Origin of the sequence: Reichenbachiella sp. (assembly GCF_033344935.1) — a bacterium.
Lineage (GTDB): Bacteria > Bacteroidota > Bacteroidia > Cytophagales > Cyclobacteriaceae > Reichenbachiella.
Window position 1 is genome coordinate 854,372 of the sequence record NZ_JAWPMM010000001.1, and the last position, 21,542, is coordinate 875,913.

Consider the following 21,542-nt stretch of genomic DNA (forward strand, 5'->3'; position numbering starts at 1 on the left):
TGAACATGAAATCGAGTAACCAAATCATATTACCCCCATATTTTGAAACAGACCAAATCAAATCATTGGCCAAAAAACTACCGATACCCGTGGAGAAGGTATTGTTGTTTTACAGTTATCTGATGCTAAGGAATTTGAGCAAAGCCAAAAGGAATGAAGTAAGCTATAAGGAAAGTAGAGTGAGTTATGCTTTTCAAATACACTCGGAGTTTATCAAGCTCATGCTCAGTAGAGACAAGTATACCAAGGTCATTCAAATACTAAAAGAACAAAACCTATTAAAGGTAGATCCATCCTATTCGACCGGCAACAAAGAAGGCATTATTAAGAAACCGGGTTTTACCAAGAAGTATCAAATCCCAGAATACTTGTTAGACCATCGTTATACAAAAAGTAAAATCCATTACACGTTGACCACCAGGAAGGCCATCACTACCAAAGAAAAAATGATGGCCGCCATTATCAAATACAAAAAATCAACGATCCGATTATCACCAATAGCCAAGAAAGTATTGTTGAATTCATTAGAAAACATCGAGACACAGGCGTTGACAAGTTTAGGGAGGTTTCAGAAGACTTCCGGACCATCGATGGATAGATATGGCAATCGATTTCATTCCTGCCTTACAAACCTTAAAAAAGGCCTTAGAAGTGAGGTCAATTTCAAAGGGTCAAAAGAGCCTCTGGTGGAATTTGATATTAAAACCAGTCAAATGTATTTTTTTATCAATCTAAGCCATGAATGGTTGGATGCGGTATTGCCATCATATGATGCTATCAAACTTTATACTTTAGTTGATGAATTGCAAAAAAGCCATAGCTATCAACAGTTTAAAAACATCATTTTGGACAGAGACCAAGATGTTTATGAGAGGTATGGAAAATCACTGGGAATCATTAGGGATGATGCCAAGACCATCATATTCAAGTTGTTTTTTGGATCAGAGCATATCAAGATGGAAAAAGAAACCCAGCACTTTGAAAAGCTGTTTCCTGGGCTATTGAAAGAAGTGAATAAATTTAAAACAGTAAGGTTAGAGGATAATCATAAAAAGATGTACAGCAATCTAGCATTAATCCTTCAAAGAATGGAAAGTAAGATGGTGCTAGATTACATCATAGAAGATGCCGCAGAGCAAGGCATTACCCAAATATTGACCATCCATGACTCATGGTTTGTCAAGCAATCAGATGCAGTCTTATTCGCTCCCATAACCGAACAAGGCTTCTTTTATCAAATGGGCAACATCCCCAAGATCAATCAAATTATTTACACAAAAAAAGAGCCCTCAAGTAATTGAGGACTCATAAATAGGATGTGCTTTCTCAAAACGCTGCTGACTCAGGCAGCAGTAGCAATCATCCTTTTCAGTTCAGCTCTTGACAACGCCTTATCTTCTTTGCTTGACTTTGAGTTTTCAAGGATGTTCAACAATAGATCTACCATTCCGTTAGACGCTGTCTGCTCAACTGATTTGTTTTCTTTTTTGTCATTCATGATATTCAAAATTTAGTTTAAAACATTTGATTACCAGACAATTGTAACCAACTAGTGAACCCATGTCAATGGTTTTGTGAAAAACGTGATGAGCAACTAAAAATCAACAATAAACTAGTTCATAGTTTTCGAATCAATCAATTGATCAAACCGATAGCGTTCTACTTCTAAAAGAGTACCGTTGTCAGAGAAGTACTTCCACTCGCCAGTTTTTAATCCAAGGCTATACTGTTCGCTCTGTCGAAGAGTTCCATTTTCGTCATAGTATTTGACATCACCATCAAGCTTACCTTTTGAATAGTTTGCTTCCATTTGAAGAGGACCATGTTCGTAATATTTAACAATTTTGATAGGAGTACCATATTTAAAGGTTTTTTCTTCTTGTTTGTTTCCATTGGAATAGAAATAGGTACAGAGTCCATCAAGTGACTCAGGCTCCAAGGAAACCATATAACCTTCAAATTGTTTTATTCCATTTATGTGATAGTCAGTAACAAGTCCAGAGGGTTTGCAGTTTTGATCGAATTTTAAAACCCGCTTATAAGCTGCTTGCTTATGATTAAATACTTCCTTCCAGTTTTCATCATATAAAATGGTAAAAGGACCAACCTTACATCCATTTATATAGTTACCTCCGGCAACTATTTGATTCTCGGCATTATATATTTCAAGATTACCATTTAGAAATAGTTCTTTGCTATGACTATCGTATGTTTTGTTGACCCTAACTGAAAGGTTTCCATTTTCTAAATAATCCTCTACCATGTAATTCCCATTGGAAGTTTCTTTAAGACTATATTTTATATTGCCGTTTGAGAAATATTCAATTTGTGACGTAGGAAAGGGTTTTTCTGAAGAAAGTTCAACTTCAGATTTTAGGTTGCCGTTTTCAAAATAGGAAACCCAGCGACCTATTTCAAATCCTTCAGCAGTTTGACCTTCTGCCTTAAGTTGACCATTTGAGTACCACAATTTTTTCGACCCATTTTCAATTCCATTGACAACTTCATATTCTGCGATCAAATTGCCGTTTTGATCCCATTCTTTATTGATTCCAGTAGATACATTTTCAGCTCTTAATGTACCATTCTTATGATAGTACTTACCTTTTAATTCCGATCCATCCTCAAAATAGACCTCACTGTCTAGGACAAGCGTGCCTTGATGACACACCCAGGTTTTATCCCATCCATGTTTTTGTCCATTGTTCCATTGTGATTCACCAATGAGTTTTCCATAGCAAGCCTTCTGCGAATAATCAGGCATAAAATAATAGACCCGAACCATTCCGTGCTGTTTTCCATTGTTGAATTCTTTGTAACGAATGAGATTGCCTGAAGCATCAAATTCTTTATAAATACCATGTTTTTGATAAGGGGGTTCATCAATAGTAGTATAGTATTCATGGATTTTAGTTCTTCCAAGATCGTAATAGGTTTCGACTTCACGGGTTTGACTTAAAGAAGGATTGGTAGTTAATAGAACTATTAAAGAAGTGCTTGCCAAAATAACAGATTGATAATTAAAGCTCATTGTTTTGTTGATTATGAGCTCCGAGGAACAAAGAGCAAGAAAAGATTGATTAAAAAAAGAGGGGCATGAACCTCAGCTTTATATTCTGCTGCTGAGGTATCGCCAGACACCTTTACGGACAGAAATAGGCAGAGGACACACCCCATAGGGTGCGAAAACTCTACCATTTCCTCCGTACTTTAAACTGGCGATTTTCAGCAGGGAAATGATAAGCTACGCTTCTCTTTATATGTTTTTAGATAATGTCTATCTCATTTATTGTCTTTTGTTAACAATCAAATTTAACCATTAATTGATAAAACGGATCAGAATTCAATTGGATTTGTGCTGTTGTATTATTTGCAAATAACTAATGTGTAAGCGCTTACGCATAATAAAAACACAAAATAGATTGTAATATTCTAAGATAGTGGTTTGATTTGATCCATGTTTAAAGTTGCAGAAATCGAATTGATCTACCGCTCAAAGGTTAAAGCCAAAGAAAGGGTAGAGGTTAGTTCCTCATCGGCAGCCTACCAAGTATTCAATTCCTATTGGGATCATAATAAAATCGAGTTTCAGGAAGAATTCAAGATTCTACTTCTTAATCGTAGAAATCAAGCACTTGGGATATATGATATTTCGAAAGGTGGTGTAGCAGGTACAGTAGTAGATGTCAAAATGATTTTTTCTGCTGCCTTAAGGGCTCATGCTTCCCATATCATTATGTGTCACAATCATCCATCGGGAAACCTCAACCCAAGTCAACAGGATATTAATTTAACCAAGAAAGTCTATCAGGCAGGTCAATTGATGGATATAGGCCTATTGGACCATCTGATCATTACCAATGAAGGATATACTTCGTTTGCTGATGGTGGCTATATTTAGATAGTCTGTGATTCCAACTTTTGTTTGACTTTGTATAACCTACGAACAGTGGATGCTACGAAGGATTTCTCATTTCTAGTTTTCATTCCCATGATGTTGAGTTTATCAGCAATTTGTTGATAGGTTAGGTCTGACCCTCTTAAAGCATAGATCATCTCCATAGCCTGTTTGTTGGCAGGGTGATTTAAGGCATTATGTTTTCTTACTTCAAACCCTCTTTGAATAGTATACTCTGAAAGGTTTTGCGGATTCCCCATTCGATCTCCTCTTTGTTTTTTGATTTGCATGGCTTTACGGGTTCTATCCCCGATCAGCTCACGTTCATGTTGAGCAAGGACAGCCATAATCCCTACAGTAAGAGAATTTGCATCGGGCATATCAACTGCTCGGAAATTAACCTCGGAATCACGGAGTTTAAAAATGAATGCAGCGTTTCTGGATAAGCGATCTAGTTTGGCAATTAATAAGGTGGCATTATAATGCTTTGAATCAGCAATCGCTTGATTGAGCATGGGTCTATTGTTGTTCTTGCCACTTTCGGTTTCAATGTATTCTTTGAGGATGATATCGTCTTTATTAATAAAGGAGCGAATCATAGATTTTTGAGCATCTAATCCTAGACCAGACCGACTCTGGTTCTCAGTTGATACTCGTAGATAACTTATGTATTGCATATTGGCGATTTGGTTTGTTTCTATAAATCAAACCAAAACCAGTGGGTACTAAACCAAGAAATGGGAAATATATCATTTTAAGAACCTTGGTTCTTAAAGTGTTAAATCAGTTCAAAAACGGGATATGTGCATAATCTAATAGACGGTTTTAAGAAATTACCTGGGTGTGTAGTCTAATAGACAACTATACTTAACTGCTAATATGGATTCTTGAAAAACAGTGGGCGCCCACTATTGTTTTCAGAAAAGACAGTTGCTCTTAATTGTCGTTGCTAGAAAGAAAGTTTAATATATCACTTTTGCGAAAGTAGATAGGTGACTTAGGAACCTTGTTTAGTCTTGTGAAGAAACCACGTTTTTCTAATCGTAATACAGTCCATTTACTACACCTTAAAATTGCGGTTGCCTCAGGTAAGTACACAATTTCAAACTCTTCTTTAGCAACTTGTTTTTGGTCAGTTTTCTCATTGGTATTAAGTTTCTTTAAGATTTCAATGATAGGACATAATTCTTCTTTTACTACGATTCTTAAATCATTTGCTAGTGCTTCGTTAAATTTTTTCATTTTGAATGTATTTAGTTGAATATTAATTTCAATTCAAAGATGATTCAAAAAGCAAGGCACTAGAACTTTCTAAATGTGTATAGTTTATTTCAAAAATGAAACAAGAGGTGATATGGCTTTTTTATTAATTGTGATTTCATCAGAATCCAGTTTTTTAAATAGGTATTGACTAAAGTTGGATTTCAGTCTAAAATCAGTGGGAAAAAAAGCTCCTTGTATGATTAGAAATTTTGCTTCAGCAGCAGAAGGATTCTTCTTGAAGTCATTCTTGAATTGTTGACTAAATCTGTTTTTGAGGTCTCCAAAGAACCAATTATAAACAGTATTATCAATTCTTTTAATTTGATTCTTGTCAACAAAGGAATCCGCTAAGTCAATATATTCTTTTGCAATGGTAATGCTGTGCTGGTGTTCAAACATTTCAGTACCTTTTTCTATTTTCAAATTTATGAATGCCCCATAGATTGAATTAAAAAAGGTGATCGGATCATTTAACATTAGTTCACGTTTTTTTGCCTTTTGTTGATGGTTTAATTTTAGCTCTATGTTCTTTTCAAGGGATTTATCAATGTTGGAATTCCATTCTTGTTCCTTTTTTAAAGGGAAATAATCGATAAAGGAAAACATGCTTTCTATGCGATTATATTGATAGGTCGATTCATTTTCCAATTTAGTTTTCTTAAAGTACTTCCATGGGTGGCGGATTAAAATTATTCCATAGATGGCCAAAGCCTCTTGCATCGTATATCGATAGTCCCTTATAATATCCGATAAATCTTTAGCTGGTAAGGGTTTAGTATGATTGGCAGTTTCAATTTTGATAATGTGTTTGAGCATCTTAATTTCTTGTATGCCTTTAGTTTTTTGAATCTGCTCGAGCTCTTTAGTTGATTTTGCCCTGCTATTATTAATTAGAGAAGTAATACGATAGATCTTCCGATCGTACTTAACTACCAAATAGAAAGGCATTCCATTAGGATGAGATTCCTTTTCGAGTTTCCTTGTATCAAATCCACTTCTAAATGAGTATTGGATCGTTGGTTCTTTATTTACCATATTCTTTCTAATTCTCTAACAACTGTTGTATTTAATAGTCTTGCATATTCTTGGGTTTGTTGAATTCGAGAATGGCCCATCAGGCCTTTTACAATTTCTAATGACAGACCATAATTTAAAAGATTTGTTCCAAAAGAATGACGGCTAGAATGAAAAGCTAATCGTTTATCAATTTCTGCCATCTTAGCAATTAGTTTTAGAAGTCTATTTTGATGCTCGTTAGAAAAGCATTTGAAGCACTTTTCAGAATGTATATGTAATTCACTATGCTTTTGAATTAACTCTTTTGGTCTGCCATTAAAAAGCTTATGGAGTGGTAGTAATAATAAGTTGGATGTTTTTCTCATTCTGATATCAAGGTTCCAACTACCATCTTCTAGTTTAACAATATCCTTTTTCTTTAGTGAGCTTATATCGCCATATCTTAATCCGGTATAGGCTCCAAACAAATAGATGTCTCTTGCATTTTCAAGTTCCCAATCTGAAAACTCTAGTTCTTCAATTCGATTGAGTTCTTCAGAAGTTAGATGTATCTTTTTTGACGGAACAGATTTGACTTTATATTTCAAGAAGGGATTTTTACCTACTTCCATATAGTCCTTTGCTACAGCTAGGTTTACAAATTTCTTGAAGTTTTTGAATTCCTTGGCGATACTGTTTTGGTGCAGTTTCTTGTCGACTAAAAACTTTTCAAAACGACAACAGAAGTCATAATCAAGTTGAGTAAAAACTGTATTGGGACTGAACTCATTTAGTTTATTGTAGAAGACCTTTTGTTGTCTTATTGTACCGCTACTTAAGGTACTATTCTTCAACTCATAATCAACAAATTCATTAAAGGTTATGGTGACTTTACCATTCAGATGGAATTGTTCAATCATGGTTAGTGAACATTCTTTTCCTTGTGATGCTAGAGAGATTTCATAATCCTCGAGCCGAGTGATTTTGGATTCTAGAATCCTATTCAGTTTGATATATTGAGCATGATTGGGAGTGACCTTCATCTTCTCCTTGTCCCATTGTTTGGGTTCAATCCGAATTTCGGTACTTAAGTATTTATACCTTTTTCTATCGTAGGCTCGAATTTGAATTAGAGCTTTTCCATCTTTTCCTATAATACCTTTTCGATTGTGTATTAAACCGTATTGTAGCATGATCCTAATATTTAAGTTCGAGTCAATATTTGCTATTCGACTTCACAACTACAATATTATTGCGGTAAAACGGGTACAACACAGGGTACAACATTGGTACAACATATTTGCTGCTATATGCTTTAATGTGCGTAGAGCTGCATTATCTTAAAACGTCAGAATCGATGATTTTATAGCACTAGATAATAAAAAAGGCCGATTTCGGGTGAAATCGACCTTCGTTTTGTGACCTTGTCAGGATTCAAACCTGAAACCTCCTGAGCCGTAATCAGGTGCTCTATTCAGTTGAGCTACAAGGCCAAATATTTCTGCAAATATAGCTGAGTCTATTATTTTGTCTCAACCATTTAAGAGTATTTTCATTAAAAAAAAGATGGCCGATGCCGTCCCGTAATATTTGATCACCAACCAGCGATTTTGAATATCATGCCACCAAAGTACTACCCAGGGTTTGTAGAACAAGCCTATGAGGAGTAGCACAAATGAACTGTAGCATAAAAAGGAAGTGATATATCTAATCGCTTCCAAAGCGCTGGATTATAGCGAACGTTTGATTTCTCTCTGCTCGAATCCTTCGATCACATCACCTACTTTGATGTCGTTGAAGCCTTTGATAGAGATACCACATTCGTAGCTGTGTTTCACCTCGGCTACATCGTCTTTGAATCGCTTCAATTGTCCGATCTCACCTTCGTAAGTCACAATACCATCTCTAATCAAACGGATGCTGTTGGCACGTTTTACATAACCGTCAGTTACATAACAACCGGCAACCGTACCGACTTTAGAAATCTTAAATACTTCACGTACTTCGATGTTACCCGTGATGACTTCTTCAACAGTAGGAGCCAATAGGCCTTCCATAGCGTCTTTCACCTCGTTGATTGCATCGTAGATAATTGAGTACAGTCTGATTTCAACTTCTTCTGTCTCAGCAATCTTCTTAGCACCTCCAGAAGGTCTTACCTGGAAACCGATGATAATCGCATCTGATGCAGATGCTAATAGCACATCCGATTCAGAAATCTGACCTACCCCTTTGTGAATGATATTCACCTGAACTTCCTTGGTAGAAAGTTTCAGCAATGAATCAGACAGTGCTTCTACAGAACCATCCACATCACCTTTTACAATCACGTTTAATTCCTTAAATGATCCGATGGCCAAACGACGACCGATTTCATCCAAAGTAATATGTTTCTTCGTTCTAATGCTCTGCTCTCTCTGAATCTGCTCACGCTTAGTAGCAATCTCTCTTGCTTCTCGGTCAGATTCCATCACATTGAACTTGTCACCAGCCTGAGCTGCACCATCAAGCCCCAACATTTGTAGTGGAGTAGACGGGCCAACTTTCGTCAGTTTGGCACCTTTATGATCGAACATGGCTTTTACCTTACCAAAGTAAGATCCTGCTAATACCACATCGCCAATTTCTAAAGTTCCAGACTGTACCATCATAGTGGTCACATATCCACGTCCTTTGTCCAAAGTAGCTTCTATGATAGAGCCGACTGCCTTTTTGTTAGGATTAGCTTTTAGCTCTAATACTTCAGCTTCAAGCAATACCTTTTCTAGTAAGTCTTCTACGCCTTGTCCAGTCTTCGCTGAAATCTCCTGGCACTGGTATTTACCACCCCAGTCTTCAACTAATATATTGTTTGCTGATAGTGCTTCCTTGATCTTGTCAGGGTTAGCACTTGGCTTGTCGATTTTGTTAATCGCAATGATGATCGGTACACCGGCTACTTGTGCGTGATTGATCGCCTCTTTAGTTTGTGGCATTACATCATCGTCGGCCGCAACCACGATAATTACAATATCTGTGATTTTTGCGCCTCTGGCTCTCATCGCCGTAAAGGCTTCGTGACCTGGTGTATCTAAGAAAGCAATTTTCTTTCCTGACTCAGTCATCACATCGTAAGCACCGATGTGCTGGGTGATTCCCCCTGCTTCGTCATCTGTAACTTTAGAATCTCTAATGTAATCCAGCAAGGAAGTCTTACCGTGATCGACGTGACCCATAATAGTTACGATCGGAGCTCTGTCCTCAAGAGTTTCTTCAGCATCAGTTTCTTCAACTACATCTACTTCATCATCCTGAGTAGTGAAGTCCACACTATAACCAAATTCATCAGCGATGATCGTGATAGATTCAGCGTCCAGACGTTGGTTGATAGAAACGAACATGCCTAATGACATGCATGTAGAGATAATATCATTGACGGATACGTCCATCAAACTAGCCAGGTCATTGGCAGATACGAATTCAGTCACTTTTAGCGTCTTAGATTCTTCCTGCTCCTGCATTAGCCTTTCTTCCTCGGCGTCTGCTACAGCTGACCTTTTCTCTTTTCTATATTTTGATCTACTTACGTTTGAGCTGGTTTTTCCACCGCTTAACTTGGCAAGTGTTGCTTTGATCTTATCTTGAATTTCCTTGTCAGTCAATTCTTCCTTGACGACTTTCTTTTTGCCTTTTTCGAAACGTCCACCGCCACGCTTGTCGCCTCTTTGGCCACCGCCACCAGCATCTTTTTTCGACGTGCTGATACGTTTTCTTGGTCGTTTCTTATCTCCTGAAGTATCAGAAGAAGCTACAGGCTTGCCTTTATCTCCTTTAGAAGGCGTTTTTGGCAATTCAATTTTACCTAATACTTTCAGTCCTCGGAGTGAATCCGCTTTGGCCTCGATAGTTTTATTCTCTGGTGCAGCAGCAGGTTTTTCTTCTACTTTTGGAGCTTCAACCGCTGGAGCTTTTTCCTCTGCTTTTGGAGCTTCTTCTTTTTTAACCTCCTCTTTTTTCGGTTCTTCTTTTGGAGCCTCTTCCTTTTTAGGTTCCTCTTTTTTAGCTTCAGGCTCTGGAGTCTTTTCTTCTACTTTAGGAGCTTCCTCTTTTTTAGGCTCTTCCTTCTTAGGCTCTTCTTTTTTCTTCTTGTCTCCAAGATCAATTTTGCCTACTACCTTGATGCCTTGCAATTTAGGACTGTCTACAGATGACTCGTCTGCTTTTTCAGTCTCTTCCGGCTTCTCTTCTGCAACAGGAGCGTCTGCGGCAGTATTGTCGGTAATTAGAATTTCTTCTTCTTTAACTGGCTCTACCGGCTCAGGAGTTGATTCCGCCTTGATTACTACATTGTCTCCAGATTTGGAACCAATGGAAAGGCTACTAGCCTCTTCTTTTTCATGTGCGGAATCAGCATATTCTTTTGCAAGAATTGCATATTGATCCGGGGTAAGCTTGGTGTTGGGGCTTCGCTCTATTTCATGCCCCTTTTCAGACAAGAATTCCACGACGGTGTCTATCCCGACGTTGAGCTTTCTTGCTGCCTGATTGAGTCTTATCATTTTACCTTCAGCCATAGTCAATTAAAAAGTATTCTTTCTGATTATAATAATCAGCTTATTGTTCAAATTCTTGTTTTAAGACACCCAACACATTGTTGATGGTCTCTTCTTCCAAATCGGTTCTTCTAAGCAATTCTTCAGTAGATAGTGACAAGACACTCTTTGCAGTATCCAAACCGATTTTTCTCAACTCGTCGATTACCCAATCTTCGATTTCGTCGGTAAATTCTGCTAATGCTACATCCTCCTCTTCCAGTCCGTCTAGCTCTCTGAAGACATCAATCTCCATGTCTACCAGCCTGCTCGCCAATTTGATGTTTTGTCCACCTTTACCGATCGCCAAGGAAACTTGGTCTGGCTTCAAGTAAACAGAAACTCTTTTGTTTTCTTCTTCTATTTTGATACTTGTAATTTTTGCAGGGCTCAATGCTCTGGTGATATACAAGTCCATATTGTCAGTGAAGTTAATCACATCAATGTTTTCATTTTGCAATTCACGTACAATACTGTGAATTCTTGACCCTTTCATACCTACACAGGCACCTACTGGATCAATTCTGTCGTCGTAAGATTCAACAGCTACTTTCGCTCTTTCTCCTGGTTCACGAACTACTTTTTTGATCGTAATCAAACCGTCATAAACTTCAGGTACTTCGCTTTCGAAAAGTCTTTCAAGGAAAGTAGGAGAGATTCTTGACAAGATAATTCTAGGGTTGCCATTTACGATCTCCACGCGATCTACAATAGCTCTTACAGAATCACCTTTTCTATATCTGTCTTTGCTGATTTGCTCTGACTTAGGAATGGTCAATTCATTACCCTCGCCGTCGATCAACAATACTTCTCTACTCAAAGTTTGGTATACCTCACCGTTGATGATTTCACCAACTAGATCCTTATATTTTTGAAATAGAATGTCTTTTTCTAGATCCTTGATTTTCTGAATCAGGGTCTGACGGGCTGTCATCACCATTCTTCTACCGAAATCAATCAGTTTTACTTCTTCAGCTACTTCTTCACCAATTTCGAAATCAGGCTCAATCTTTCTAGCATCTGTCAAACTAATTTTGTCATGATCCCAGATGTCTTCTGAGTTGTCATCAACGATTTCTCTAAACCTCCAGATTTCAAGGTCACCTTTGTCAGCATTGATAATGATGTCAAAATTGTCATCATACTCAAACTTCTTTCGGATCATGGTTTTGAATACATCTTCGAGTATTCTAATCATGGTAGGACGGTCTACATTTTTGCTTTTTGCAAAATCCGAAAACGACTCAATTAATACAGAACTATCCATTTTATTATTTGAATGAAACTAGAACAATAGTTTTATTTATATCCTCAGTATTGATGACTTTGGTTTCAGTAGTTTTCTTCTTTTTATCAATCACTATTTCTAGTTCGATAGAAGTGTCTTCCACTTTCTTCAACTGACCCTCCACAATGGATTTGTCATTCAAGGTCACCTTTACATTTTTGCCAATGTTTTTGACATACTGTCTATTCAGTTTGAGCGGATGATCCAATCCCGCTGAAGAGACTTCTAATGTCAAAGGCTCGCTAAGCTCAATTTCCTCATCGATAAAATGAGAAACTGCTCTACTCACCTCACTACATTTTTCTATAGTAATTCCCTGATCTCCATCTAGCAACACAATCAACTTACCACTACGGTCATTGCCTTTTTTGATAATATCTACTAGAAACAGGTCTTCCTGCTCAGAGAGGATATTTTCAACAACAGTTTGTACTTGATCTACGATGCTTTCAGTCACAATTCCTACTATAAAAAGAGGGGACTGAAGTCCCCTCGTTCAAGAAATCTATATTTCGAATGCAAATGTAGAGGAATAATCCGTCAAAACAAATATTTGGAAGAATATTGGATGCCAGAAAATGGTATAGATATGGTTAATAACATGGTCTTGCAGGTCATTAGGCCTACAAGCTTTCGAAGCTATTTGGAGGTGCTAAAGGTTTGACATCTCCAACAACGGTAATATTAAATACCTGCTTGTTTTAATATGGAGTGATACGTACCCTTCGGTAAATCTTTTTTTGGATGTGGTACAACTGCTCTTTTTCCGTTGGAGTGTTTATAAATGTGGTGACTTCCTTTTATTCTGTCCAGAGTAAAGCCAGCTTTGATCAATAATTTAATGATACTTTTTGAGCTGAAATCAGGCATGAGAGACTTGCAAGTTCATCTCAAGTAAATTGTCATCTGTAGGAATAGGAAGAGAGTCAGATTGTAACGACTCAATATACAATTCAATGGCCTCTTTGGCGTTAATCTTAGCTTCTTCTAGGTTAGTTCCATAAGTAATACAGCCTTCAAGGCTAGGTACGAAAACTGTATAGCCTCCTTCAGGTTCTTCTCGAAACAAAACTTTGTAATTCAGCATGTTCAAATATACGAATTCAGGTGTTTAAAAGTTGAAACATTACCCTAAAAACGAAATTAAAACACCTGCAGCCACAGCAGAGCCAATTACTCCGGAAATGTTGCTGGCCATGGCATATTGAAGCAAATGATTAGACGAGTCGTGCTTCAAAGCAATATCATTGGCCACCCGAGACGCCATAGGTACTGCAGATAATCCAGTGGCACCTATGAGTGGATTGATTTTCTTTTTAGCCACCAAATTATAAACCTTCACGGCGAAAATGCCTCCTGCTATTGAAATGGCAAAAGCAATGAATCCGCCAACTACAATCATGATAGTTTCTACGTTCAAGAAGGCTTTAGCTGTCATGGTGGCTCCTACCGTAAGTCCAAGAAAAATAGTCGCCGCATTCATGATTGAGTTGGATGCCGCATCAAATAATCTGGAAGTGTTGTTGCCAATTTCTTTTACCAGATTGCCAAACAATAGCATGCCAACCAATGGAACCGAAGAAGGCACCATAATCGCGACAATCGTACCCAAGGCAATTGGGAACAAAATCTTTACCGCTTGTAGGTTTTTAATGGCTGTACTTGAAGGATATAGTTTGTCCTGTTTTTTCATGTTGATAGCCAATTCGCTTTTGCTCATGGTTAACCGGACTACAAATGGAATAATCACAGGAACCAAAGCCATATATGAATAGGCGGCAATAGCAATTGGGCCTAAGAGGTGAGGAGCTAATTTGATGGTGGTATAAATGGCCGTTGGACCATCGGCTCCTCCTATAATGCCGAGCGCTGCGGCTTCTTTTGGGGAGAACCCCATCAAAATGGCCGCAATCAAAACCGAAAATATACCAATTTGGGCTGCTGCACCAAAGAAAGCCAATCGCAAGTTTCTCAGCATTGGGCCAAAGTCGGTGAGCGCACCAACTCCCATAAAAATGATTGGAGGAAGGAACCCTGTTTTTATCAAAGCATAATAGAGAAAATTCATGATGCCATGATCTCGGGCAATTTCCAATAGGTTTTTACCTTCTTCAATTTTTACAACACCCATTTCTCCGCCCGGAAAATTGGCTAGAAGTACACCAAAAGCAATTGGCACCAACAAAAGCGGCTCATACTGCTTTCTTATGCCTAAATACAATAGCCCAAAGGCCACCAGAATCATCAAGATGTTTTCAGGATGAGTCGCTAGGTCACCGATAGCGGTCATTTCATATACTTTGCGAAGTAGTTCCATTCAAATAGTCGTTAGTTCAATTTGAATAGGACATCGTCGTCGAAAATATCTTCTCCGTCTTTGATGCAGACTTCAGCAATGGTACCACTTTGATCTGCCTTCACGGCGTTTACTACTTTCATGGCTTCTATGTAGCAAATCACGTCTCCTTCCTGGACGGTGTCCCCTACTTTTTTCGCAGTTTCGGAGGAATCCTTGGTGAGAAATACTTTGCCCTCCAATGGAGCTAAGATCTCTTTCAGATGTCCGTTGGAAGTAGGGGTTTGAGTGGAAGAGGAAGGAGCGCTATCCGTATGAGTATCACCTCCTTCATACGAGATATTGACGTTGAATTTTTCACCATTTACATCTACTTGAATGGACTTAGGGCCAAGATCCCAAGTGCCATCAGATATAGTGGTTTGATTTGCCGGAGCATTTTCTTCTGCTCTACGTTGGGCCAGATCAGTTTCAAAATCAGCTTTAGCCTTTCCGGACTTGTAGTCGATGTATTGTTGAGGGTGGAGGGCATATTCGAGCAGCTCTTCATCATCTTGCCCAGTATCCCAGCCATTTTCTTCCATTTCTTTTCTCAAGTCATCCAAGCAATCAGGAACCAAGTCAGAAGGGTCCCCTTCAAAAAACTCTCTTCCTTGTTCTTCTGCCAGTTGCTTTAACTCACCACTTACCTCTCCAGGCAGACGGCCAGATTTACCGAGCATCATGTCCCAGGTGTTGTCATCTAACAGGGACCATCTTTCTTTGCCTTTTTCCATTTGCATGACGTTGACCAAGGCGGCATTTTTTACATATTGGCTGTAAGGTGTCACCAGCGGAGGATAGCCCATCATTGGCCAAACGTGTTGGACCTCATCAAACAACTTGATCAGCAGGTCATCTTGTGTAAGCTGCGGTTTGTTGTTTTTTTCCATCCACTTGTTCAGACTCTTTAGATTATTTTCTAAATCAGCCATTAAGCTGCCCATCATCCCGCCAGGTAAACCAGGAGCGATGAGCAAGGAATTCATCAATCTGTTTTTTGGATTTATATAATACCCCAAAAAGTCATCAATAAATTCCTGAGTAAGCGTTCGTACCTGCATGTAGGCTTTCATGTTGATATCTGGTAGAGAATAACCAGCATCTTTGAGCACCTCATGCACGGTGAGCAAATCGGCGTGAACTGTACCCCAGGATAAAGGCTCTACCGCAACGTCGACTATATCTGCTCCAGCTCTGACTGCTTCGAGCGAAGAGGTAACTGAAAACCCAGGGCCTGAATGGCCGTGGTATTGCACGAGTATATCGGGTTTAATTTCTTTGATTCCTGCTACGATTTTCCCTAAGGATACTGGTCGGCCAATGCCTGCCATATCCTTGATGCATATTTCCTCTGCACCTAAATTGATCAGCTCTTCGGCTTTTTTGATGTAATAGTCAATTGTGTGGATCCTAGAGTAGGTAATACATAAACAGGTTTGTGAAATCATACCTCCCTCTTTGGCGTATGCTATTGATTTTTCCAAATTTCTAGCATCGTTGAGTCCATCGAATGATCGCGAAATGTCAGTGCCTTGCAGTTTCTTTACTTTAAACATCAGTTTTCTGACGTCATCTGGTACCGGATACATGCGTAAAGCATTTAGTCCTCTTTCGAGCATCTGTGTTTGGATGCCTGCATCGTTAAATGGCTGAGTCCATGCTCGGTTGGATATGTTGGGATTTTCACCGTAGAGCAGGTTGATTTGCTCAAAACCCCCGCCATTAGTCTCAACTCGTTTGAAACAACCCATGTCAATGATCGGCTGGGCTACTTTGACCAATTGATCAACGCGTGGCATATATTTTCCGGATGACTGCCACATGTCACGATATACCAGACACAGTCCTATCTCTCTTCCCATAATATCAGTTCATTTTTGTGATGTTAGTAATTTTTCCTTTGCCCTTGGTGAAAATTTCAACAGCGGATGTAATTGCGGCCACTTTAGCTGGCGCAATTTTTGATGTAGGGGCAGGCGGCTGGCTTGCTGTTTCAAGAGCAGGAACAAAACGGTTGACGAAGCGTATCAAAAGCTTACCGACAATTACGACACAGAGTAGAACAATGAAAACTGTAATCATTCCAACTCCCATAAGTAAGAAAGCGGTTCGAAGTTCTTCTGTCATAAATTTTGCTAACCTATTGTTAATTACTTAATTGCAACTTAAATAATATTGTAGAAACCGATAGAATTCGCATGAAAAATATTGAAACGGAAATATTGATAGACGCACCTATAGAAGTAGTATGGCGTGTGCTAATGAACTTCGATGCCTATCGTGATTGGAATCCATTCATTACTGTAGAAGGGGATGCTGTATTGGGCAATAAACTCGATGTGATCATAAACATGGATGGAAGAAAGAACTTCTTTAAGCCAAAAGTGGTGGCTTATGAGGAGGGACGTCGATTTGAATGGACGGGTAAACTTCTACTTAAAGGATTGTTTGCCGGTAATCATTACTTCAAGTTGCATCCTGTCACAGAGTTTCAAACACAATTTATCCACGGGGAAAACTTCACTGGTATTCTTCAAGGACCTATCATGAAAAAAGTCCGCGACAAAACAATTAAGGGTTTTGTGACCATGAATGAGGCTATGAAAGCTTATGCGGAGGAGCAAGTGATATAGTATGCGCGCATAATAAAGTGCCGGTTTTGGTTGGGTTGAGTGTTTGAATTTTTTACTTTTGAAAGTTCACCCATTCAAATTATAGTACGAATGACTGTAGTTTGATTCACTAACAACGACCCATGGAAGCATACGCAAAAGCTGTTTTATATATCATTCCTGTTTTTTTGCTGCTGATGGCAGTGGAAGCTATTTATGGATTTGTAGTCAAAAAGAACACCTTTCGAAGCTTTGATACCATCACTGGTATTAGCTCTGGTATCACGAATTCAGTTAAGGATCTGTTAGGGCTTACTTTGGTGGTCATCGCCTATTCTTGGTTGTATGAAAAACTGGCACTTATTGAGATTGAAAGCACCGTATTAGTTTATGTGATATGCTTTATGTGTATTGACTTCTCAAGCTATTGGATACATCGGCTGAGGCATCATGTGAATTATTTCTGGAACGAACATGTAGTACATCATAGTAGTGAAGAATTCAATATGGCTTGTGCTCTTCGTCAGAGTATATCGTCTTTTTTTGGAATATATTCGGTGCTACTCATTCCGGCAGCACTTTTAGGTGTGCCACCGAAGGTAATTGCCATTGTAAGTCCAATTCATCTATTTCTTCAATTCTGGTATCATACGAGGCATATACCGAAACTTGGGTTTTTAGAGTACATCATAGTAACTCCATCCCAGCATCGGGTGCATCATGCGATCAATCCTATTTATCTAGATAAAAATCTTGCGGCTATCTTTTGTATTTGGGATAGAGCTTTTGGCACATTTCAGGAAGAGTTGGATGAAGAGCCATGTGTATATGGTGTGAAAAAGGCCCCTCAAACCTGGAATCCTATTTTGATCAATTTCCAGCATTTGTGGCTATTAATAAAGGATGCCTGGCGGACGAGCAACTGGTTAGATAAGTTTAGAATTTGGTTTATGCCTTTGGGTTGGAGGCCAGCCGACATCAAAGATAAATACCCAATCGACTATATCGATGACCCAAAGGATCAAGTAAAATATGATACTCAAGCGTCTAAAGCTTTGCATATTTGGTCTTGGGTACAACTGATCATGACGCACCTATTTTTGATTTTGATGTTAGTCAATTTTGCTAGCATCGGTTTTCCGAATTTGTTTATCTACGGAGCCTTTCTGTTCATACACATCTATGCGTCTAGTGAGCTGATGGATCTGAAAAAATCGGCCATACTATTTGAAGCGATCAAATGCTTTGGTGGGCTTTATTGGATTTGGCAATCTGGCGATTGGTTTGGAATTAATGCCCATTGGGAATGGGGTTCCCTCGTGGTGATAGGGTACCTTTTGATTTCTCTACTGCTGACTTTTGGGTTTGTTGTTTGGGAACTAAACAAAGAAAAAGGACAACTCACGATGTCTGCTTAAGTTCTTCATTAGCCATAGTCAATTCATAGCTAGGTAAAAAGATATTTATGGTTGTGCCTTTTCCAATTTCGCTCTCAATAGTAAGAGTTCCGTTGTTTCTATCTACAAATTCCTTGACGATTTGGAGTCCTAAACCTACACCGCTTTCTCCTGCCGTGCCATAGGAGCTTTTCACAGTATTCTGTGAAAGTATTCTTTTGATTTGGTTGTCATTCATTCCAACTCCCGTGTCAGAAATTCGAATATTAATTTGATCCTCATCCAAATCAGCTTCGAGCTTGATCTGTCCATTTTGTGTGAATTTAAGTGCATTGGCCACCAGGTTTCTTACGATCGTTTTGGTACTATTTGCATCTGCCCAAAGCATTAAGTCTGATTCGGTAGGTGATACTAATTGCACCTGTTTCATTTTGGCAGGTTCGGAGAATAGCGAGATGTTTTCATCAAATATTTCTTTCACGGAAACCTTTTCAGGCACATGAGGGAAGTGACCTTGTCTTTGCATAGACCAGCATAGTAGATTGTCGAGAAGATTCGAAATGTTGGATGCCATTTGATCAATTTTTTCTCCAATCTCAATTACTCGGTCATAATTGGCAACTTTTAAATGCCTATTCAAAATCAAAGAAATATTAGTAAATGCTTCTACCGGAGATCGTAAATCATGAGAAATGATTGAGAAAAATTTGTCTTTGGTTTCGTTGAGGCGTTCCAATTCAATATTCGCAGCAGCTAGCGCTTTATTGATCTGATTTTTTTTATTATAAAGTAGGCCAATAATAAATGCGACAACAATGAGTGAAATGATACCTGCGGTTGAGATCCATTGTATCGTATTTTTTCTTTCCAACTCTTGATTGAATAAAAAGGCCTCTTTTTGGCGTTCATTAGCAATGGCTTCTTTTTCCTGATCGAATTCAAACTGAGAGGCTAGTTGCGTAATCTTTTTGGTGGAAGATTCATTAAAGAGTGAATCTTGGGCTTTAGTGTACAATTCATGATATTTCAAAGCACTATCTGGCTGGGCCTGAAGTTTAAAATATTGATAAAGAAGATGAGTCGATTCTTTTACCTCTTGCAATAAGTTGTACCTATCGGCAATTTCAAACGCCTTTGACGCATATTTTCTTTGAGTAAGCAGAGGTGTGGTGACTTGAGCCATAATGATGTAGGCAGCACATTGAATTTTGTGATATTGCAGCCGCTGAGCAATTGCTAGACCTTTGGTACAAAACCAATTGGCACTATCATATTTACCCTGTTGGAATTTGACTTGCCCTAATGCTGTGAGTAAGTATGCCTTGTCTTTTTCTAAACCTAAAGAATCGGCAAGAAATAGCCCTTTAGTTGTAAATTCTTCTGCTTGATTCGGTTGATTTTGTTCAATGTGCAAACCACTTAAATTTAAGTAGCTGTTTACTTCGTTGTACAGGGCTTTTTGTTCTAGATTACCTTCAAGTCCTTTCAGAAAATACATGGAGGCCAACTCATATTCTCCCAAATTTTTATGGATAACACCTATGTTGTCATAACATTCAATCTGCCCTTCAGGGCTATCTAGCTCAGTATATAATTTCAAGGCCTGCTGATATTTTTCGAGCGCATAGGCAAATGCACCTTGCTCTTCGTAGACTACGCCTATATTGGTGTAGATTTTTGCCTCATTGTATTTGTTACCAAGAGATTGGAAAATGGGAATAGCTTCCTCATAATTTTTAACCGACTCAGTATATCTGCCAGCGTCTTTCATTAATATACCAATATTGACTTTGGCTACCGCCTGCCCAAATTCATTGTCAATACTTTTGAAAAGTAGAAACGCTTGATTTAAATAAAAAAAGGAGCTGTCTGTTTGCCCCTTGTCCATAAAAATCAATCCAATATTGATGTTTGTTTTCCCTTCGCCATACGAATTCCCCATTTTTTTGAAAAGCCCTTTACTTTCTTTTAAGTAGGTGAGTGCAGGCTCATAGTCGCTGAGTTGATAATGAAGTATACCTATATCGTTTAGTAGATCACTAAGCCCTTCATCATTTTCTAGTCTTTTATATAGGGATAATGACTTTTGAAACATTTGTTTTGCACTATCATATTTGCTTGCCCCTTCGAAAAACGAGCCAAGCATGCGATAAGCAAGTGCTTCCCCATTGGAATATTTTTGACTTTGAGATAGTGCAAGGGCCTGCTTTGCATAGTTTTTGGTTTTTTCCGGCTCTGCTCGAATATATTCGGAGGCCAATTGATTCAAAATATCAATTTTTTCAATTCCGTCCTCCTGCTTCTCGAGTACTATGAGTAAACTATCGATAGTTTGATTTTGACTAAATAGAAGGGTGGCATTTAGCAGGAATGCACAAAATAGGGAGGCTTTCATCCGGTTTTGTTTGATAAACGAATAATTAAATTAATAAGAATCTTCTTAAAAAGTTGGATAGATTTGGAACTAGTAAGCACTAAGATGAATATGGATAATCCACCCATCAAACTACTACTTGTAGATGATCACGAAATTTTCTTGGAAGGACTCATGGCTTTGTTTGAAGGAGAGCCTAGCCTCGACATCGTGGGAGCCGTCACAGGTGGCAAGGAGGCATTGCAAAAAATTAAAGCTCAAATGCCAGACATCTTGGTAACAGATCTGAATATGCCTCAAATGAGCGGTATAGAATTAGTCAAGTCCGTGAAATCTAAATATCCCGATCTCAAAATTTTAGTATTGACTACTAATAACGAAAGAAAGACGGTTTCCGACATTGCTATGTCAGAAGCTGAGGGTTATATTCTAAAAAAGAGTCAAAAAACGGAATTACTGACGGCAATATTGAGAATAGCAGATGGAGGCACTTACTATTCCAATGAGGTCATGAATATTATTCTTGAACGCATAGTGAAGGAAAAGAAAAAACTTGAGGCTTCAGCCACACTTACAGGCCGTGAACTCGAAATACTTCAGCTCATTGCGGAAGAAAAGTCCAGTGATCAAATAGCCGAAGAGTTATTCATATCTAGAAGAACAGTAGATACACATCGAACGAATTTGCTGCGAAAAACTAATAAAGAGACGGTGGTAGGTCTTTTGAAATATGCCTATCAATATGGCCTGATAGCGCTTTAAGCTAATTACTACGTACTTGTACCGAGTATAATTGGGCATCAAT

20 protein-coding genes, 1 tRNA gene and 1 pseudogene are annotated in these 21,542 nt (G+C 38.5%); 5 read left to right on the plus strand and 17 right to left on the minus strand.

The window, feature by feature from the left end:
* The first annotated feature begins 5 nt into the window (after window positions 1-5).
* The gene (locus tag R8N23_RS03605) at window positions 6-1,301 is read left to right on the plus strand and encodes a hypothetical protein (protein WP_318170198.1); all 1,296 of its coding nucleotides are present in this window, start codon (window positions 6-8) and stop codon (window positions 1,299-1,301) included.
* A gap of 41 nt (window positions 1,302-1,342) precedes the next feature.
* Here R8N23_RS03605 and R8N23_RS03610 read toward each other — a convergent pair whose 3' ends face one another.
* Window positions 1,343-1,498, minus strand: a complete 156-nt coding sequence (locus R8N23_RS03610; RefSeq protein ID WP_176214781.1) for a hypothetical protein — start codon at window positions 1,496-1,498, stop codon at window positions 1,343-1,345.
* Window positions 1,499-1,612: 114 nt separating this feature from the next.
* Entirely contained in the window at window positions 1,613-3,031 is a 1,419-nt protein-coding gene (locus R8N23_RS03615; RefSeq protein ID WP_318170199.1) for a hypothetical protein, read from the minus strand.
* A gap of 426 nt (window positions 3,032-3,457) precedes the next feature.
* On the opposite strand from R8N23_RS03615, the gene R8N23_RS03620 reads away from it, so the two are divergent.
* Window positions 3,458-3,901, plus strand: a complete 444-nt coding sequence (locus R8N23_RS03620; RefSeq protein WP_318170200.1) for a JAB domain-containing protein — start codon at window positions 3,458-3,460, stop codon at window positions 3,899-3,901.
* Here the strand turns inward: R8N23_RS03620 and R8N23_RS03625 are convergent.
* The 14 genes and pseudogenes from R8N23_RS03625 to R8N23_RS03685 all read right to left on the minus strand — a co-directional run bounded on the left by R8N23_RS03625 (window position 3,898) and on the right by R8N23_RS03685 (window position 16,481).
* The gene (locus tag R8N23_RS03625) at window positions 3,898-4,575 is read right to left on the minus strand and encodes a recombinase family protein (RefSeq protein WP_318170201.1); all 678 of its coding nucleotides are present in this window, start codon (window positions 4,573-4,575) and stop codon (window positions 3,898-3,900) included. The two genes, R8N23_RS03620 and R8N23_RS03625, sit on opposite strands and share 4 nt — an antisense overlap.
* Before the next feature lie 259 nt (window positions 4,576-4,834).
* The gene (locus R8N23_RS03630) at window positions 4,835-5,140 is read right to left on the minus strand and encodes a hypothetical protein (RefSeq protein WP_318170202.1); all 306 of its coding nucleotides are present in this window, start codon (window positions 5,138-5,140) and stop codon (window positions 4,835-4,837) included.
* Window positions 5,141-5,224: 84 nt separating this feature from the next.
* Complete coding sequence (locus R8N23_RS03635) at window positions 5,225-6,196, minus strand: hypothetical protein (protein WP_318170203.1); 972 nt, start codon at window positions 6,194-6,196, stop codon at window positions 5,225-5,227.
* Window positions 6,190-7,077 (minus strand): site-specific integrase, encoded by an 888-nt coding sequence (locus R8N23_RS03640; RefSeq protein WP_318170204.1) that lies wholly within the window; start codon window positions 7,075-7,077, stop codon window positions 6,190-6,192. Before R8N23_RS03640 ends, R8N23_RS03635 begins: the two co-directional genes overlap by 7 nt.
* A 6-nt stretch (window positions 7,078-7,083) precedes the next feature.
* Window positions 7,084-7,350, minus strand: a pseudogene (locus R8N23_RS20935) (Arm DNA-binding domain-containing protein); the annotation flags it as partial.
* 226 nt (window positions 7,351-7,576) lie between these two features.
* Window positions 7,577-7,650 (minus strand) — tRNA-Arg (locus tag R8N23_RS03645).
* A 237-nt stretch (window positions 7,651-7,887) separates the two neighbouring features.
* On the minus strand, window positions 7,888-10,710 hold the full coding sequence (infB, locus tag R8N23_RS03650) for a translation initiation factor IF-2 (RefSeq protein WP_318170205.1): 2,823 nt from the start codon (window positions 10,708-10,710) through the stop codon (window positions 7,888-7,890).
* A 40-nt stretch (window positions 10,711-10,750) separates the two neighbouring features.
* Window positions 10,751-11,995, minus strand: coding sequence for a transcription termination factor NusA (gene nusA / locus R8N23_RS03655; protein ID WP_318170206.1), 1,245 nt, complete (start codon window positions 11,993-11,995; stop codon window positions 10,751-10,753).
* Window positions 11,996-11,999: 4 nt separating this feature from the next.
* Window positions 12,000-12,473: a ribosome maturation factor RimP gene (gene rimP / locus R8N23_RS03660; protein ID WP_318170207.1), complete on the minus strand. Its 474-nt coding sequence runs from the start codon at window positions 12,471-12,473 to the stop codon at window positions 12,000-12,002.
* A gap of 227 nt (window positions 12,474-12,700) precedes the next feature.
* Window positions 12,701-12,886: a type II toxin-antitoxin system HicA family toxin gene (locus tag R8N23_RS03665; RefSeq protein ID WP_318170208.1), complete on the minus strand. Its 186-nt coding sequence runs from the start codon at window positions 12,884-12,886 to the stop codon at window positions 12,701-12,703.
* Complete coding sequence (locus R8N23_RS03670; protein WP_318170209.1) at window positions 12,879-13,103, minus strand: type II toxin-antitoxin system HicB family antitoxin; 225 nt, start codon at window positions 13,101-13,103, stop codon at window positions 12,879-12,881. Before R8N23_RS03670 ends, R8N23_RS03665 begins: the two co-directional genes overlap by 8 nt.
* Window positions 13,104-13,142: 39 nt before the next feature.
* Entirely contained in the window at window positions 13,143-14,333 is a 1,191-nt protein-coding gene (locus R8N23_RS03675) for a sodium ion-translocating decarboxylase subunit beta (protein ID WP_318170210.1), read from the minus strand.
* Between the two features lie 11 nt (window positions 14,334-14,344).
* On the minus strand, window positions 14,345-16,216 hold the full coding sequence (locus R8N23_RS03680) for a biotin/lipoyl-containing protein (protein ID WP_318170211.1): 1,872 nt from the start codon (window positions 16,214-16,216) through the stop codon (window positions 14,345-14,347).
* A 4-nt stretch (window positions 16,217-16,220) separates the two neighbouring features.
* Complete coding sequence (locus R8N23_RS03685) at window positions 16,221-16,481, minus strand: OadG family protein (RefSeq protein WP_318170212.1); 261 nt, start codon at window positions 16,479-16,481, stop codon at window positions 16,221-16,223.
* Between the two features lie 71 nt (window positions 16,482-16,552).
* Between R8N23_RS03685 and R8N23_RS03690 the strand changes: the two genes are divergently transcribed.
* Both R8N23_RS03690 and R8N23_RS03695 read left to right on the plus strand, forming a co-directional pair.
* Window positions 16,553-16,987 carry an SRPBCC domain-containing protein gene (locus tag R8N23_RS03690; RefSeq protein ID WP_318170213.1) on the plus strand — a complete coding sequence of 145 codons (435 nt, stop codon included), beginning with the start codon at window positions 16,553-16,555 and terminating at the stop codon, window positions 16,985-16,987.
* A 122-nt stretch (window positions 16,988-17,109) separates the two neighbouring features.
* Window positions 17,110-18,384, plus strand: a complete 1,275-nt coding sequence (locus R8N23_RS03695) for a sterol desaturase family protein (RefSeq protein WP_318170214.1) — start codon at window positions 17,110-17,112, stop codon at window positions 18,382-18,384.
* On the opposite strand, the gene R8N23_RS03700 is transcribed toward R8N23_RS03695, so the two are convergent.
* The gene (locus tag R8N23_RS03700) at window positions 18,368-20,758 is read right to left on the minus strand and encodes a tetratricopeptide repeat-containing sensor histidine kinase (RefSeq protein WP_318170215.1); all 2,391 of its coding nucleotides are present in this window, start codon (window positions 20,756-20,758) and stop codon (window positions 18,368-18,370) included. The genes R8N23_RS03695 and R8N23_RS03700 overlap by 17 nt on opposite strands.
* 63 nt (window positions 20,759-20,821) lie before the next feature.
* On the opposite strand from R8N23_RS03700, the gene R8N23_RS03705 reads away from it, so the two are divergent.
* The gene (locus tag R8N23_RS03705; protein ID WP_318170216.1) at window positions 20,822-21,499 is read left to right on the plus strand and encodes a response regulator transcription factor; all 678 of its coding nucleotides are present in this window, start codon (window positions 20,822-20,824) and stop codon (window positions 21,497-21,499) included.
* Window positions 21,500-21,542: the final 43 nt, after the last annotated feature.

What these genes read in the sequence shown, in the direction of transcription:
- R8N23_RS03605 (WP_318170198.1), top strand. Translation starts at nt 6, where the DNA reads ATGAAATCGAGTAACCAAATCATATTACCCCCATATTTTGAAACAGAC.
- R8N23_RS03610 (WP_176214781.1), bottom strand. Translation starts at nt 1,498, where the DNA reads ATGAATGACAAAAAAGAAAACAAATCAGTTGAGCAGACAGCGTCTAAC.
- R8N23_RS03615 (WP_318170199.1), bottom strand. Translation starts at nt 3,031, where the DNA reads ATGAGCTTTAATTATCAATCTGTTATTTTGGCAAGCACTTCTTTAATA.
- R8N23_RS03620 (WP_318170200.1), top strand. Translation starts at nt 3,458, where the DNA reads ATGTTTAAAGTTGCAGAAATCGAATTGATCTACCGCTCAAAGGTTAAA.
- R8N23_RS03625 (WP_318170201.1), bottom strand. Translation starts at nt 4,575, where the DNA reads ATGCAATACATAAGTTATCTACGAGTATCAACTGAGAACCAGAGTCGG.
- R8N23_RS03630 (WP_318170202.1), bottom strand. Translation starts at nt 5,140, where the DNA reads ATGAAAAAATTTAACGAAGCACTAGCAAATGATTTAAGAATCGTAGTA.
- R8N23_RS03635 (WP_318170203.1), bottom strand. Translation starts at nt 6,196, where the DNA reads ATGGTAAATAAAGAACCAACGATCCAATACTCATTTAGAAGTGGATTT.
- R8N23_RS03640 (WP_318170204.1), bottom strand. Translation starts at nt 7,077, where the DNA reads ATGATTGAACAATTCCATCTGAATGGTAAAGTCACCATAACCTTTAAT.
- infB (WP_318170205.1), bottom strand. Translation starts at nt 10,710, where the DNA reads ATGGCTGAAGGTAAAATGATAAGACTCAATCAGGCAGCAAGAAAGCTC.
- nusA (WP_318170206.1), bottom strand. Translation starts at nt 11,995, where the DNA reads ATGGATAGTTCTGTATTAATTGAGTCGTTTTCGGATTTTGCAAAAAGC.
- R8N23_RS03665 (WP_318170208.1), bottom strand. Translation starts at nt 12,886, where the DNA reads ATGCCTGATTTCAGCTCAAAAAGTATCATTAAATTATTGATCAAAGCT.
- R8N23_RS03670 (WP_318170209.1), bottom strand. Translation starts at nt 13,103, where the DNA reads ATGCTGAATTACAAAGTTTTGTTTCGAGAAGAACCTGAAGGAGGCTAT.
- R8N23_RS03675 (WP_318170210.1), bottom strand. Translation starts at nt 14,333, where the DNA reads ATGGAACTACTTCGCAAAGTATATGAAATGACCGCTATCGGTGACCTA.
- R8N23_RS03680 (WP_318170211.1), bottom strand. Translation starts at nt 16,216, where the DNA reads ATGGGAAGAGAGATAGGACTGTGTCTGGTATATCGTGACATGTGGCAG.
- R8N23_RS03685 (WP_318170212.1), bottom strand. Translation starts at nt 16,481, where the DNA reads ATGACAGAAGAACTTCGAACCGCTTTCTTACTTATGGGAGTTGGAATG.
- R8N23_RS03690 (WP_318170213.1), top strand. Translation starts at nt 16,553, where the DNA reads ATGAAAAATATTGAAACGGAAATATTGATAGACGCACCTATAGAAGTA.
- R8N23_RS03695 (WP_318170214.1), top strand. Translation starts at nt 17,110, where the DNA reads ATGGAAGCATACGCAAAAGCTGTTTTATATATCATTCCTGTTTTTTTG.
- R8N23_RS03700 (WP_318170215.1), bottom strand. Translation starts at nt 20,758, where the DNA reads ATGAAAGCCTCCCTATTTTGTGCATTCCTGCTAAATGCCACCCTTCTA.